The sequence below is a fragment of the Deltaproteobacteria bacterium genome (genome assembly GCA_016219225.1).
In the GTDB taxonomy this organism is placed as follows: domain Bacteria; phylum Desulfobacterota; class RBG-13-43-22; order RBG-13-43-22; family RBG-13-43-22; genus RBG-13-43-22.
On sequence record JACRBX010000085.1, the window covers coordinates 1 to 14,369 of the forward strand.

The following is a 14,369-nucleotide window of genomic DNA, read 5'->3' on the forward strand; positions in this document are numbered from 1 at the left end:
ATCTTCCTGGATGAGCCCTTCGCCGCCCTCGATCCGCCGACCAGGCAATCCATAACCGACGATATGGAAAGGATCATCCGTGAAACCGGGATTGCCGCCCTGCTGGTAACCCACGACGAGTCCGAAGCCCTGCGGTTGTCTGACCGGATTATGGTCATGCAGAACGGGAAGATCGTCCAGACCGGTCTTCCGGCTGAGGTGATGGACCGCCCGGTAAACCGGTTTGTGGCTAAATTCGTAGGCATGGAGAGCATCATACCGGGTACGGTCCTGACCAACACGGAGGGAACGGTCATCATCACCATTCACGGGGGGACCATAGAGGCCCTCGGAGAAAAGGGGCCGGGTGAAAAGGTCTTCTGTGGCATCCGGCCGGAAAACGTGGTGATCGACAGGTCTCCTCCGGATAACCCGATGAATTCCACCAATGTTTTTTCGGCCAGGATCGCCGGTATCGCCACGATCGGTCCCTTTCTGAAAGTCCATCTGGACTGCGGATTCCCTTTGGTTTCTTATGTGACCAGGGGGGCCTTCGCCAGGCTTAAACTCACCATAGGAGAAAAAATCTTCGCCTCTTTCAAGCCCACTGACGTCCATCTCATTTCCCAGAAAAATTAAAAAGATCCCTTGCCTTAATACTACAGCGACACTTTTCCCGTCATTCCCGAATGTCTTTATCGGGAATCCAGGTTTTTCCAGAAAATGAGAAAACCAAGTCCCTGGATTCCGGCTTAAAGCATGCCGGAATGACGGTTAATGGGCACATTAGCAAAAAAATACGCTGTAGTCTTAAATAATATGATATTATAAAAGTTATTTATTCCCGCCTCTACTCCCGGAATAACTCGTCCCGGCTAAAGGAGGGAGAGGGAACAATCCGGATCGAGAGACCGGATTCGGCATCAGGGCTGGAATGACCTTGATGGTCCAGACCTTGAATAAAGCTGAACGCCATTACCCGCAACAGGACAAAGGGGAAAAGGATGTACAACCCAGTCACCCCGACAGTTATTGAAGAACTTAAAAAAATCGTCGGACCGGATCATGTACTAATCGACGGGGAGCGGATCGAACCCTATAGCCATGATAAAGTCGTAGGCCTTAAGGCCGATCCGGAAGTGGCTGTCAAGGTCCGTTCCGGCGAGCAAATCAGTAAAATATTTCGACTGGCTCAGCGGGAGCGAATCCCGGTAACGCCAAGGGGTGCCGGCTTCGGTTTAAGCGGAGGCGCCGTACCTGTCCAGGGCGGAATCGTGCTTTCTGTAGAAAAGATGAACCGCATTTTGGAAATAGACCAAAAAAATTTAATGATCACCGTCGAGCCCGGAGTGATTACCGGTGATATTCACCGGGCCGTTGAAGCAGAAGGGCTTTTCTATCCGCCGGACCCGGCAAGCCTGGATTCCTGTTCCATTGGCGGAAACATCGCCGAAGACGCCGGCGGCCCGAGGGCCGTCAAATACGGGGTCACCAGGGGCTATGTTTGCGGACTGGAAGCCGTCCTTCCATCAGGGGAGATCATTCAGTTGGGAGGCAAGCTGGTAAAAAACGTCACCGGTTATAACCTGGTGCAACTGATCGTTGGTTCCGAGGGTACTCTGGCCGTTGTGACCAAAATTATCCTCCGGCTCATGCCCCTGCCCAAAGTTCAGATCGATCTGCTGGTGCCTTTTGATGACTTTCAGGCGGCAGCCGACACCGTGACCGATATCATTGCCCACCGGATCGTTCCCACCACCATTGAATTCATGGAGCAGGACAGCCTGAAAGCGGTAGAACGGCTGCTTAAAAAGGAATTTCCCTTTAATGATGCGGCGGCCCAACTCCTGATCCAGCTTGACGGCAACCATCAGGAGGCCGTTGAATCCGATGTGGAATCGGTCGGAGAACTTTGTCTGCACCATGGCGCCCGGGATGTTCTGGTGGCTAAGGACCGTCCGACCCGCCAGAGGTTATGGGAAGCCCGGCGAATGATCATTGAAGCCCTCAATTTTGAGAGCCCCGTTAACCATATGGAAGATGTGGTGGTACCCCGCTCTCAGATTCCTCCTCTTCTAAAAGGGATTAAAAAAATCGCTTCCGATTATTCTCTCCGGATCATCAATTTTGGACACGCCGGGGACGGAAATGTCCATGTCAATGTACTGAAAGACCAAACACCGGAGGAACGGTGGGCCGATCTCGTTCCGACGGTCTCAGAAAAGATATATCGTCTGACCCTGGCATTGGGCGGTACCATTACAGGGGAGCACGGCATAGGCTGTACGCGCCGGCGATTCCTGCCCCTGGCCCTGGACGACTCCCAGATTGCGCTGATGCGAGGGATAAAGGCCGTCTTTGACCCCAACCACATCTTAAATCCCGGCAAAATCTTTCCATAGATTCTTAAGATCTATCTTAATACCCAAATTTCAAATATCAGATGGCGATACCGGCAGGGTTCTTTTTTTATCTTTGGTTGCGGCAAGGCTGCGCTGTGTTATAATTAGTATCCATCCGGAAACTTAAATTTTCCAGATGGAGCAATCGGCCGTCAGCTTTTAGCTTTCAACAAAACCTTTTTAAAATGATTATTCACCGTACATGTCAGTTATGAGCTTTCGTAATTGAATGGCTTTGATATCGGACAACTTATCAATTTTATTTTGTAATCTTTGCTTGCTAATGGTGCGGATTTGGTCAACGGCAATTTCAGCATTTTTATTCGCGCATTTAATCTGGAGTCGAGTCCTCCATTGCGGGTGCAATTTTGAAGTTAATGGACAAACAACAACAGTTTCCAAGTAGTTATTCATTTCGTCTTGGCTAATTATGACGACGGGACGCACTTTTCTTATTTCGCTTCCAATGGTGGGGTTGAGATCAGCAAAATATATTTCGTACCTTTTAATATTCAAAGTCCTCATCCTCCAGACCGTCAAGGAGTGTTGTGTCAAAATCGTCCCAACGTTCTTTTTCATCAGCCATGGCTTTATACGTATCTTCCCAAGAAAGCCTGTTTTCTTCTTTATTCCGGAGAAGCAGTCCCCTGTCTGTTTCTTCTATCAAAAGGGAATTTTTTAGGCCATATTTTTGAAGGAGCGCCTTGGGTATTCGAACTCCTTTGGAATTTCCAATAGGGACCAGCTTAACATCTCTTGTTCGTATTTGATTTTCCATGGATTTTGCTCCTTATAGTTTGCCAAGTTGTTTTGTAACTATTGTAATTACATTTATTTGTGACGTCAAGCTCAGAATCAAATTATTTTTCAATATAGTCTTTGGAGGGCCTTATGAAAAACCAGCAGATCGCCAACCTGTTCAACGAAATGGCCGAGCTTTTGGAGCTCAAGGGAGAAAATGTCTTCCGGATCCGGGCCTACCGCCGGGCGGCCCAGAATATCGACGGTCTTCCGAAGGATGTGGCGCTCCTCTCCCGGGAGGAACTGGAGTCCATACCCGGCATCGGCAAGGATCTGGCCGGCAAGATCCACGAGTATTTAATCACCGGGAAGGTTGTCCGGCATGAGGAGTTGAAAAAAGAAATCCCTTCGGGGGTCCTGGAACTGCTTCAGGTCCCCGGCCTGGGTCCGAAGACCGCCAAGATGCTTTTCGAAGCAAAGGGGATTAAGGGTATCGATGAACTGGAAAACCTGACCCGGAGCGGAAAACTGGCCGGTCTGCCGGGTATCCAAAAAAAAACCGAAGAAAATATCTTAAAAGGCATTGAACTGATCAAGCGCGGGATGGACCGGCGGCCCCTGGGCCGGGTCCTGCCTCTGGCAGAGGACATCATCAGACGGGTGAAGGAGAGTGCACCGGTCGACCGGATCCAGGTGGCCGGGAGCATCCGACGGCGGAAAGAAACGGTCAATGACATCGATATCCTGATCACTTCGAAAAAGCCTGAGAAGGTCATGGAATTCTTTGTGAAACTCCCGCAGGTCAGTCGGGTCCTGATGCACGGACCGACCAAATCATCGGTCATCACCGACGAGGGAATCCAGGTGGATCTGCGGGTGGTGGAAGAGGATGCTTATGGCGCCGCCCTCCAATATTTCACCGGGAGCAAACAGCATAATATCAAGCTCCGGGAAATGGCCGTGCGGGTCGGACTGAAGATCAATGAGTACGGGGTATTCCGGGAACCGGGGGAAGAACGGATCGGCGGGGAAAAGGAAGAAGACGTTTACAAGGCCCTTAACCTGCCGCTGATTCCCGCCGAACTTCGGGAAGACCAGGGAGAAGTCGAAGCGGCCCAGGAGGGGAGGCTTCCCGACCTGGTGGCTATTGAAGACATCAAAGGCGACCTTCATGTTCATACTAAATGGTCCGATGGGAGCCATGATCTCGATACCATCGTCCAGGGGGCTCGAAAAAAAGGCTACCAGTACATCGCCATCACGGACCATACCAAAGGGCTCGGCGTGGCCCACGGCCTGGATGAAAAAAGACTGGCCGAGGAAATCAAGGCCATCGATGAAGCCAACAGGAAGCTTAGGGGCTTCAAAATATTAAAGGGAACGGAGGTGGATATCCGGTCGGACGGCAGCCTTGATTTGTCTGATGAGGCCCTCTCCGGACTCGACATCGTCGTGGCCTCCATCCACTCGGGCTTCCGGCAATCGGAGGAGCAGATTACCGGCCGAATCCTTTCGGCCATCCGGAACCCCTGCGTCAGTATCATCGCCCACCCCACGGGCCGGCTGATCGGGGAGCGCGACGCTTATGCCCTCGACATGGAGGCGGTGTTTAAGGAAGCGGCCCGGTACGGTGTGGCCATGGAGATCAACGCCTATCCCCTCCGTCTCGATTTGAATGACCTGCACCTCAGGATGGCCAAGGATTATGGGGTATCCGTGGTCATCAGCACCGATACCCATTTGATCAGCCAGTTTGACTTCATGACCTACGGGGTGTCCGTGGCCCGCCGGGGATGGGTGGAAAAAAAGGATGTTCTGAATACCCTGGAGTATGACGCCCTTATCAGGAGACTCAAAACGTGTAAGGCCGGGAAAGCTAAGCGCGGCCGATGAACGAAAAATCGGTAACGATGGCAGGATCAGAGGATTCAAGGAAAAACCTCTTGATCCTTTCCATTATGGCTTTTCGCTATCGCCTATCGCATCGAGCCTCTCACCTAAATTTTTCATTGGGGTTCAAGGGCCTTGACCAAGCCGCGGATCATGGTGTTGTAGGGGGTGGCCAGGCCGGCCTGCACCCCGTACTCCACGATCTTGCCGTTAATGTAATCGATTTCCGTCCGGCGGCCGGCCTCGATGTCCTGCAGCATAGAGGGCTTGTGGTTGCCGGCGGTCTTGATATAATTAATGCAGTAGGGGTAGAAATCCGACCCCAGGGCAAATTCATTGGCCCGGGCCACAGCCACCCCTTCTTTGATCAGGGCATCGACCAGGTTGAAGAGGATGGGGTCGACGATGGTCTCGACCATAGTCTTGCGGGTTACGGCACAGATGGGGTTCATGCAGGCATTGAGGACGGCCTTGCGCCAGACCATATTTTTAATCTGGTCGGTATGCTCGGTGTCCAGTCCGCACTCCGTAAAGACCTCACAGATCCCCTGGGCGGCCTCCCTGGACCGGGGGTCGAGCTCCTGGAGAAAATGGGGGCGATGATGAAAGGCAATCCGGACATGGGCCGGTCCTAAGGGGACACAGCCGTAATTGACCACGCCCCGCATAACCGATTTAGGACCTAAATTTTGGGCCAGAACCAGTTCGGTATCGATGCCGTTTTGCCAGCTCACCACATAACGTCCCTCGGCGACAAAGCCCTCGAGGGCCGAGGCGATCAGAGGCAGGGCCGTAGCCTTGACGGTAACGATAATCACATCGGGGGGATCATTGACCAGGTCATCAATGCGGGTTGTGGTCCTGGCCACCTTGATTTGCAGGGTATCGGCCCCTTCGATGATGATGCCCGGATCTAAAGCCGGTCCGAGCAGACCCGGCACCACGTCGCATAAGGTTACCGCATACCCGCCCCTGGTGAGGAAGGCGGCGACGATGGCCCCCACAGGGCCGGCGCCAATGACGGCAAATCTTTTTGGACGATAACTGCTGCTGGCTTTCATAGTTACCCCCATGGCTTTAACCGTGTAATCCGTGAAATCCCTGCCAAAAAATTATTTTCGACCTAAACCGCCATGCCACGATAGTGGCGTGGTACCACGAAGAATGAAAATGTCTTTCGCCGACCCCTGACCCCCGATCCCTGAACGCTATTTTCGTATTAACCCCTTTACACTAAGGTCCCGGCGAAAATCAACTGCCATTTTCGAGAATACCCAGGGTCGCGGCATCCAGGAGTTTGATGCCGTTGCCTTGCAATATCTCGATGGCCCGGTCATTATCACTGAAGCGGAAGACCAGGACTGCCTTTCCGGATGCGGTTCCGGTTCCGGCCAAAGAATACATGTATTCCACATTCACCTGGGCTTCCTTAAAGAGATAGAGTACCTTGGCCAGACTGCCGGGGGTATCTTCTATCTCGGCAACGATGACGTCATCGACACGGGCCGGAAAATGTTTCTCCATGATCACCCTGCGAGCCGTGGAAAGGTCGGAGACAACAATCCGCAGCACTCCGAAGTCCGAGGTGTCACAAATGCTCAGGGTTCTCAAATTGAGACCGGCCGAGGCCAATGCCTGGGTGGCTTCATACAAACGGCCGGGGGCGTTTTCCAGGAAAATGGATAATTGCTTCAATTTCATTAGAACCTCCCTTGCCGATGGACAGTGATGATTCAATCTTAAAAAAATAATACCCTAATCTTGGATTTTCGTCAAAACAAAAACCCTATTATTCTTTCCTTGTTTTCAGAGGAAAAAGGAGATAATAATAAAATCCAGTTAACATTGAAGGGTTTTCAAAAGGAGGAAAACAGATAATGGGAAGATTAGATGGAAAAGTAACGGTCATTACCGGCGGAACCAGCGGTATTGGAGAGGCGACGGCCGAGGTCTTTGCCGCTGAGGGCGCCAGGGTCATTATCGCCGGAAGGTCAGAGGCCAAAGGGGCCGCCATCGCCGACCGTTTGGGTAAGAACGTCATTTATCAACGGACTGATGTCATCAACGATGGAGAAATAAAAGCCTTGATCGATCAAACCGTCGATCGTTTCGGGCGTTTGGACTGTTTGTTCAATAACGCCGGCGGACCCAGCCGGGGCACCCTGGAGAGCATAACCTCGGAGGATTTTGTTTATAGCATGAATTTGTTGTTAGGGAGCGTCGTCTTCGGAATCAAGTACGCCACGCCGGTGATGAAAGCCCAGGGTTCGGGATGCATCATCAACACCTCCAGCGTCGCCGCCATCAGGGTGGGTCAGGGCCAATATCTTTACAGTGCGGCTAAGGCGGCCGTAACCAACCTCACCAGGCTGGCCGGAGTCGAGCTCGGCCCCTTTGGCATTCGGGTGAACTGTATCTCCCCGGGGGCCATTGCCACACCGATCTTTTGGGGCGGGTCTGAAGTGGCCAATGCCCTCGACCCGGAGGTCAATGAACGGAAGATGGAAAAACTGAAAAAAAACCTGGCCAAGGCCACCCCTTTGAGGACGGCCGGTCTGGCTCATGACATCGCCACAGCGGCCCTTTTTTTAGCCAGCGAAGAGGGCCGATTCGTCAACTGTCACGACCTGGTGGTAGACGGCGGGAGGACCGCACTTTTTAACGAAGCCTCCTGATAGGAGAAGAGATGAAACGAAAGGCCTCCAGTTCCATAGTCCGGGAAATCATGGCCCAATTTGCCGATCGAACCGGGCTGTCCCCGGCCGGGAAGGTTCCCCGGCGCTACTTATGGACCGATGCCTTCGCCGTCTGCAACTTTCTGGAACTCTATCGGCAAACCGCAGAGGCCGATTACCAGCTTCTCGCTTTGCGACTTATCGATCAGGTCCATACCCAGCTCGGCCGGCACCGCCAGGATGATTCCCGTACCGGCTGGATCAGCGGCCTGGATGAGCAGGAGGGCAAAAGACACCCTACCAGAGGGGGGTTGCGGATCGGCAAGGTCATGAGGGAACGAAAGGCGGCCGAGCCCATTGACGAAAGACTGGAATGGGACAGGGACGGCCAGTACTTTCATTATCTAACCAAATGGATGCACGCCCTCAATTGCACCAGCCGGGTCACCGGTGATTCCAGGTATAATGAATGGGCCATCGAGCTCGCCAAAACAGCCCAGGCCAGATTTTCCTACGTTCCACCGTCCGGGGGCCGGAAACGGATGGTCTGGAAAATGAGCATCGACCTTTCCTATCCCCTCGTTCCCTCCATGGGACACCATGACCCGCTCGATGGCTATATCACGTTCCATGAACTTCAGGCCACGACGGAAAAATTATTTGAAAAAACCTCCTGGACCGACCTGGCGGCGGAGATCACCGACCTGGCCGGTATCTCCGCCGGAACGGACTGGACCACCGATGATCCTCTGGGTATCGGTGGTCTTTTGTTCGATGCCGGTCGGGTGGCCCAATTGATGGTCCGCGGTTTTTTTAAACAATCCGATCTGCTCGGGATATTACTGGATGCTTCCCTCAAGGGTCTTGAATCCTATGCCCGGCAGGGTCATTTAAAATACCCGGCGGAATACCGACTGGCCTTCCGGGAATTAGGCCTGTCCATCGGATTGCATGCCTTGGAAAAATTACCGGAAATGTTTCAGGATAATCCCAGCCTATTTGAAAAAACAGTATCACTTTCCCACCAAATCGAATCTTTAAGGCAATTTTCCCCGCTGATTGAAGCGATTGAAAAATTCTGGCTTGAACCGGACAACCAGGCCAGCAGTATCTGGAAGGACCATCAGGATATCAATATGGTGATGTTAGCCACCAGCCTGGCCCCTGACGGCTTCCTGACCATTTAGTTCGAAAAAATCGATACCGTGCAGGACTTGGTATCCCCGGCCTTGTCCCCGCCCATGCAATGGGCCAGACCGATTCGGGCCCCCTCGACTTGACGGGCTCCGGCCTCCTGGCGGAGTTGGGTGATAATTTCGCAGATCTGGACCACCCCGGTGGCCGCCACCGGATGCCCCCGGCTCAAAAGACCCCCGGAGACGTTTACCGGAATCCGTCCACCCAGGGCGGTCTGACCACCTAAGACCATCCTTCCCCCTTCACCGGGCGGACATAACCCCAGGGCCTCATAGTGGAGAATTTCGGAGATGGTGAAGGCGTCATGGCATTCCACCACGTCCAGATCCTCCGGTCCGATCCCGGCTTTTTCATAGGCCAGGCGGCAGCCCCGGTAGTCCGTCTCCCAAAGGGTCATATTTTGCGGGCTCTCATAACTGCCGGTGCACAAAGTGGCTGCATTGATAGAGACGGCCCGGCGGTTGGACCCGGCCAGGGAATTGGAGCCGAGGACCACAGCAGCCGCCCCGTCGGCAATGGGACAGCATTGCAATCGGGTCAGAGGATCGACAATCATCGGGGCGGCCAGGACTTCCTCCAGGGTGATCGGTTTCCGGAAATAGGCCAGGGGATTCATCCCGGCATGGCGACGATTTTTAACGGCCACGGCGGCTAATTGTTCGGCGCTGGTGCCGAATTCATGGCTATGGCGAACGGCCCGGAGGGCAAAGCTGGCCGGGGCTACCAGACCGAGCTGCGTATCCAGTTCGGTCTCCCCGGAATTAATAAGGCCGAATTCTGGGACGCACATCTTCTCGGCTCCGACGACCAGGGCCGCTTCCGCCTGGCCGGAGGCAATGGCATTATAGGCCAGATAAAAAGCCGTGGAGCCGGAGGTGCAGGCGTTTTCCACATTAACAACCGGTATCTTATTGATGCCGATTTCCCAGAAGATGTTTTGTCCGATAGTGCCGTCACCGAATAATCTTCCGGCCAGGACATTGGCAAAAAAGCCGGCTTCTACTTGCCCGGGCCTGATGCCGGCGTCCTTGACGGCCAGATAGGCGGATTGGACGGCCATTTCCACCACGGTCTGTTCCGGATGTTTGCCGAAGGGGATGATCCCGATCCCCAGAACCGCTACTGAAGCCATATACAAATCCTTGTCATTTTTTTTTTTCCTGCGGGGTGAAATAGGGGCGTAAACGTGGCGAACCGCGGCCATCGTGACCTAATGGATCCACAGCCAGGCGCATGGGTAAACCTATTCGCAGCCGCTCTATGGCCTTGGGGTCCAGGAGACCAAAAATCCGCAGGTCCTTTCCTTTCAAATCGATATAGCCGACGGAGTAGGGCTGGGGTAACCCTAAAGGGGGTTTGGTCCGGATGACCGTAAAACTATACAAAGTCCCTTCCGACCCGAGATCAGTTTCTTCGACCCCGCCCAGGCAGCGGCGACAAAATTTAGGCCTCGGAAAAGAGTAGTCCCCACAGGCCGGGCAAAATCCTCCCAACAACCGCGGCGGAGCCTGATGGTATGGCGGCGGGGTAAAGATCCCCGGAAAGAAGGGAGATATATGGTCTACTATCTCTGATTCCATAATAAATCCTCAATAAAAATGTTTAAAGTTCGTAACAATTTAGCCCTTTGAAAAACTTGATACTTTACTTGAAAAATCCTGACTTTCGCACACCGTCATTCCGGTGAACCCCGGATCAGGTCCGGGGCAGGCACCGGAATCCAGGCGTTATACTGAGAGGAAAAGAACCTGGATTCCGGTTTTCACCGGAATGACGGAGAGATTATCGACGTTTTTTCAAAAACCTAAACTGATACTAAAGTTCAAAGTCAAGGTTCAAAGTTTTTTTATGCAAGTTTCAAATTACAAGGTGCCGGGTTGAAGGCAAAAAGCTCAAGGCACAAAGGGAAAACACTAACCCCTAATCTTGAACTCCAAACGTTGAACATTGAACCTTAAACAGCATTTTTGTTTCAGGCCGGCCAGATATCCATAATTTTCTGGGCCAATAGAATATTGCCCCGCACCTTGAGCTTACCGCTCATAAAGGCCTGCATGCCCCCCAACTCATTGTTGACCAGGGCCAGAAAGGTCTGGACACTCGAGGTCTGGGAGACATTGGGTTTGGGATGTTTTCCCTCGGCCAACTGGCAGGTCTGGTCCTTAACGGTCATGTGCCAGCTTCCTCCCCCGTCGCCGAGAATTTCCCACTGAAATACGGCATCGACCCCCTTGGCCGCCTGGGGATTAAAGTTTTTATACAACTGGTCAAAGGTTTCCTTTACGTTGGTATAAGCCATGGGTCCCTCCTCGTTAAATTATTCCACAGGTTATTCTGTCCTTATTCTGAATTCTGGCTCCTGAATTCTGAATTCCAAAATCTTTTTTAAGGTTTGAGCATTACCTTAAGGCATTGATCCTTATGATTTTCAAAAAGGTCATAGGCCTCCATAGCGTCCTTGAGGTCAAAGGTGTGGGTGCATAGAGGAGAGAGGTCCAATCGGCCGGAGGCCAAAAGCGACATGAGCTGCCCCATGGAGGAAGGGCTGGCCAGGCCCATATTGATGCGCACCCCGTAGAGGCCGAAAATGGGCAGGGGCAGTTCCACCGAAGAAGGGAAAAGTCCCACCACCGAGACCATCCCTCCCCTTCGAACCGAATTCAGGGATTGCAGAAAGGTATCCGGATTGCCTACGGCTTCAATGGCCACATCGGCCCCCTGCATATCCGTGGCCTCCAGGATCCGATTCACCGGGTCTTCTTTCCGGGCATCGATCACCGTAGCCCCGAAATGTTCGGCCAGGGCCAATCGGTTGTCATACAGGTCTACGGAAAAAACCTCTTTGGGTCCGAACATTCGGGCAGAAATCAAGGCCGTCAGGCCGATGGGGCCGCAGCCGTAAATCACCACCGTGTCGGCGGTTCTTATCCCTCCCTGGAAGGCGGCGTGATAACCGGTCATGAAGATGTCTCCCACAAAGACCGCCTGTTCATCCGGCACCTGATCGGGGATGGGCATGGCGCACAGGTCGGCATTGGGCACCCGGACAAATTCGGTCTGGGCCCCGGCCAAAGGCCGGCCGAAATAAAGCCCGCCTCCCCAGACCCCTCCGTTGAGACAATTCTGTTCCTCCCCCCGGCGGCAGGCCGGACAAAGACCGCACCAGATCCCGGCTGGCACACAGACCCGGTCCCCGGGCCTGAACTGGACCACTCCGGAACCGACTTCCTCCACCAGACCGACAAACTCGTGGCCGATGACGGTCTCCGGGGGAATGGGGATCTCCCCATACTTGATGTGAATATCGGAACCGCAGATGGAAGCCGTGGTCACCTTAACGATCATATCGGTCGGCGATTCCATTTGAGGTTCAGGAACCTCCTCCAAAGCCAATTGACATCCGGGTTTTAATACGACCGCCTTCATTTTCAGCCCTTTCTTTGAGGGTGCAAGGTTTAGAGATCAGGGGTCAGGGGTCAGGGTTAAAGGAAAAACCGTTTTCACTGCACCTCACGTATGAATATGGCCTTCTCCGAACTCTGAACTCCGAACTCCGAACTTCAGCGTTTTAATCGATATCCCGCCTTCTCCCTGTCCCAGGTATCGGCCGTGACCCCCTCCTGGCGGAGTTGATATTTCTGGACCCGCTGGGTGGATGTTTTGGGAAGGGCCGTAAGCATACGGAGATAGCGTGGGACCATAAAATAGGCCATGCGCTCTTGGCAATAGTCCATTAATTCTACGGAGGAGAGGGCCTCACCGGATTTCAAGGTCAGACAGACCATGACTTCATCCTCCCCCATTTCCGATTTAACGGCTATGGCCGCCGATTCCATTATGGCCGGGTGGGCATTGATCACCTTTTCCACTTCGTAGGAAGAGATATTTTCACCCCGCCGGCGAAGGGCATCTTTCTTGCGGTCGACAAAATAAAAGTAGCCCTCTTCATCGTAATAGAGATAATCCCCGGTGTGGAACCAAAGATCGGCCCAGGCCTCCACCGTCTTCTCGGGCATTTTGTAATATTCGAGAAGCATGGAAAAAGGTTTGTTGGGACGGATCAGCAATTCACCTGGCACATGAGGCCCAACTTCCAGGCCATGATCGTCCACCACCCTGACCTGGTAACCGGCCCAGGCCTTTCCGCAGGTCCCTTTCTTCCGTTCTTTAATCGAGTTCATCAAGGGCAATCCGATTTCACTCATGCCGTAGCCTTCAATCAGGGTAACCCCGAACCTCTTTTCGATCTTGTCGAAAAGGTCCATGGGGGCACCCCCGCCCAACATGACCCGTAAAGGGTTATCGGCATCATCCGGTCGGGGATCGGCCTTCCAAAGAAAGCTCAGAATCCCGCCGATATAATTGAATTCCGTACATCGGTATTGTTTGATTTCTTCCCAAAAGCGGCCGGCTGAAAACCTTTCGGCCAGGACCATACGGGCACCACTCATCAAGGCCGGCATAGCCGACAGAAGCTGGGCATTTCCGTGAAACAGGGGCAGGGCGTTATACAGGCAATCCTTTTCAGAGTAATCGACTGTCTGAGAGACTATTTCTCCCATATAGAGGGCGTAATTATGGGGCATCAGGGAGCCTTTGGAAGGACCGGTGGTCCCTGAAGTAAACATGATAATAAAGGGATCGGACCAGAAGACCTCCACTTCCCGGAATTGCCCATCGTTGGCCGTGACCTTCCGGTAATCGAGCGTTGGTTTCTCTAAAGAAGGGAGATCCTCTCCGGGCGAACCCAAAATCAGCACTTGCTCTAATTTGGGCAGTTCCTTTAGCACAGGCTCCAACCGGTCCAGGAAAGGCGATTCAACCACGGCCAGGCGACAATCGGCCTTGTCGATCATATAGGTCAGCAGGTCCCCCCGGTGGGCGGTGTTGATGGGCACTTCCACAGCCCCGAGCTTGCACAGCCCGAACCAGAGAAAGAGGAACTCCGGTCGGTTGTTCATCATAATGGCCACCTGGTCCCCTTTCCCGATACCCAGGGATTGAAGCCCGGCGGCCACCCGATCCGACTCCAGGTCCAGGTCCTCGTACCCAAAGACCCGGTCCTGGAAATAACAAAATTCCCGGTTGCCGTATTGAATGACCTTTTGCCGGAGGACCCGGTGTATCGTCCTTTCATGAATAAGATCTTCTCCTGCCATGCCTTACCTCCGTGATTACTAAGCTCAATTGTCAGGCAGGATGCCTGACCTATTTTAACTTTGGGGCATCAACGAAACATGAAAAGATAGAATATCGAATGTCGAATACCGAATAATGAATAATGAATGTCGAAGGAAGGCAAAAACAATTCCCTTCATGATTCGAAATTCGATGTTCGTTATTTAATATTGATGCGTTCGTAAAAAGTCCAAAAGTGCCGATTTACGTCATTCCCGTGAAAACGGGAATCCAGTGTTTTTAATTAGTTACATATAGCCTGGATTCCCGCCTTCGCGGGAATGACGAGTTTTTACGAGACCATCAA

The 14,369-nt window shown here is 52.9% G+C and carries 14 protein-coding genes; 5 read left to right on the forward strand and 9 right to left on the reverse strand.

Features of this window, described 5'->3' with window-relative positions; translation table 11 throughout:
* The coding region (locus HY879_07235) for a TOBE domain-containing protein (protein ID MBI5603132.1) at positions 1-618 on the forward strand (618 nt) is incomplete at its 5' end.
* Between the two features lie 365 nt (positions 619-983).
* Positions 984-2,381, forward strand: coding sequence for an FAD-binding protein (locus tag HY879_07240; GenBank protein ID MBI5603133.1), 1,398 nt, complete (start codon positions 984-986; stop codon positions 2,379-2,381).
* Between the two features lie 189 nt (positions 2,382-2,570).
* Here the strand turns inward: HY879_07240 and HY879_07245 are convergent, their stop codons facing one another.
* Together HY879_07245 and HY879_07250 are read right to left on the reverse strand one after the other, a co-directional pair.
* Positions 2,571-2,897, reverse strand: a complete 327-nt coding sequence (locus HY879_07245; GenBank protein ID MBI5603134.1) for a type II toxin-antitoxin system PemK/MazF family toxin — start codon at positions 2,895-2,897, stop codon at positions 2,571-2,573.
* Complete coding sequence (locus HY879_07250; GenBank protein ID MBI5603135.1) at positions 2,887-3,159, reverse strand: AbrB/MazE/SpoVT family DNA-binding domain-containing protein; 273 nt, start codon at positions 3,157-3,159, stop codon at positions 2,887-2,889. The genes HY879_07245 and HY879_07250 overlap by 11 nt, the downstream gene beginning before the upstream one ends.
* Before the next feature lie 113 nt (positions 3,160-3,272).
* On the opposite strand from HY879_07250, the gene polX reads away from it, so the two are divergent.
* Positions 3,273-5,015 carry a DNA polymerase/3'-5' exonuclease PolX gene (polX, locus tag HY879_07255; protein ID MBI5603136.1) on the forward strand — a complete coding sequence of 581 codons (1,743 nt, stop codon included), beginning with the start codon at positions 3,273-3,275 and terminating at the stop codon, positions 5,013-5,015.
* 113 nt (positions 5,016-5,128) lie between these two features.
* On the opposite strand, the gene HY879_07260 is transcribed toward polX, so the two are convergent.
* Together HY879_07260 and HY879_07265 are read right to left on the reverse strand one after the other, a co-directional pair.
* Entirely contained in the window at positions 5,129-6,073 is a 945-nt protein-coding gene (locus tag HY879_07260; protein MBI5603137.1) for a 2-dehydropantoate 2-reductase, read from the reverse strand.
* A 190-nt stretch (positions 6,074-6,263) separates the two neighbouring features.
* The gene (locus tag HY879_07265; protein MBI5603138.1) at positions 6,264-6,713 is read right to left on the reverse strand and encodes an amino acid-binding protein; all 450 of its coding nucleotides are present in this window, start codon (positions 6,711-6,713) and stop codon (positions 6,264-6,266) included.
* Between the two features lie 173 nt (positions 6,714-6,886).
* Here HY879_07265 and HY879_07270 point away from each other — a divergent pair, with 173 nt between their 5' ends.
* Positions 6,887-7,687 (forward strand): SDR family oxidoreductase, encoded by an 801-nt coding sequence (locus HY879_07270; protein ID MBI5603139.1) that lies wholly within the window; start codon positions 6,887-6,889, stop codon positions 7,685-7,687.
* 11 nt (positions 7,688-7,698) lie between these two features.
* Entirely contained in the window at positions 7,699-8,874 is a 1,176-nt protein-coding gene (locus HY879_07275) for a hypothetical protein (protein MBI5603140.1), read from the forward strand.
* Here HY879_07275 and HY879_07280 read toward each other — a convergent pair.
* The 5 genes from HY879_07280 to HY879_07300 form a co-directional block, all read right to left on the reverse strand.
* Positions 8,871-10,016, reverse strand: a complete 1,146-nt coding sequence (locus HY879_07280; protein MBI5603141.1) for a thiolase family protein — start codon at positions 10,014-10,016, stop codon at positions 8,871-8,873. The genes HY879_07275 and HY879_07280 overlap by 4 nt on opposite strands.
* Positions 10,017-10,029: 13 nt before the next feature.
* The gene (locus HY879_07285; GenBank protein ID MBI5603142.1) at positions 10,030-10,464 is read right to left on the reverse strand and encodes an OB-fold domain-containing protein; all 435 of its coding nucleotides are present in this window, start codon (positions 10,462-10,464) and stop codon (positions 10,030-10,032) included.
* 392 nt (positions 10,465-10,856) lie between these two features.
* Positions 10,857-11,183 (reverse strand): SCP2 sterol-binding domain-containing protein, encoded by a 327-nt coding sequence (locus HY879_07290; protein MBI5603143.1) that lies wholly within the window; start codon positions 11,181-11,183, stop codon positions 10,857-10,859.
* 86 nt (positions 11,184-11,269) lie between these two features.
* On the reverse strand, positions 11,270-12,247 hold the full coding sequence (locus tag HY879_07295; protein ID MBI5603144.1) for an alcohol dehydrogenase catalytic domain-containing protein: 978 nt from the start codon (positions 12,245-12,247) through the stop codon (positions 11,270-11,272).
* Between the two features lie 197 nt (positions 12,248-12,444).
* Positions 12,445-14,043, reverse strand: a complete 1,599-nt coding sequence (locus tag HY879_07300; protein MBI5603145.1) for an AMP-binding protein — start codon at positions 14,041-14,043, stop codon at positions 12,445-12,447.
* Between the last annotated feature and the right edge of the window lie 326 nt (positions 14,044-14,369).

What these genes read in the sequence shown, in the direction of transcription:
- HY879_07285 (MBI5603142.1), bottom strand. Translation starts at nt 10,464, where the DNA reads ATGGAATCAGAGATAGTAGACCATATATCTCCCTTCTTTCCGGGGATC.
- HY879_07265 (MBI5603138.1), bottom strand. Translation starts at nt 6,713, where the DNA reads ATGAAATTGAAGCAATTATCCATTTTCCTGGAAAACGCCCCCGGCCGT.
- HY879_07300 (MBI5603145.1), bottom strand. Translation starts at nt 14,043, where the DNA reads ATGGCAGGAGAAGATCTTATTCATGAAAGGACGATACACCGGGTCCTC.
- HY879_07295 (MBI5603144.1), bottom strand. Translation starts at nt 12,247, where the DNA reads ATGGAATCGCCGACCGATATGATCGTTAAGGTGACCACGGCTTCCATC.
- HY879_07240 (MBI5603133.1), top strand. Translation starts at nt 984, where the DNA reads ATGTACAACCCAGTCACCCCGACAGTTATTGAAGAACTTAAAAAAATC.
- HY879_07280 (MBI5603141.1), bottom strand. Translation starts at nt 10,016, where the DNA reads ATGGCTTCAGTAGCGGTTCTGGGGATCGGGATCATCCCCTTCGGCAAA.
- HY879_07290 (MBI5603143.1), bottom strand. Translation starts at nt 11,183, where the DNA reads ATGGCTTATACCAACGTAAAGGAAACCTTTGACCAGTTGTATAAAAAC.
- HY879_07250 (MBI5603135.1), bottom strand. Translation starts at nt 3,159, where the DNA reads ATGGAAAATCAAATACGAACAAGAGATGTTAAGCTGGTCCCTATTGGA.
- polX (MBI5603136.1), top strand. Translation starts at nt 3,273, where the DNA reads ATGAAAAACCAGCAGATCGCCAACCTGTTCAACGAAATGGCCGAGCTT.
- HY879_07275 (MBI5603140.1), top strand. Translation starts at nt 7,699, where the DNA reads ATGAAACGAAAGGCCTCCAGTTCCATAGTCCGGGAAATCATGGCCCAA.
- HY879_07260 (MBI5603137.1), bottom strand. Translation starts at nt 6,073, where the DNA reads ATGAAAGCCAGCAGCAGTTATCGTCCAAAAAGATTTGCCGTCATTGGC.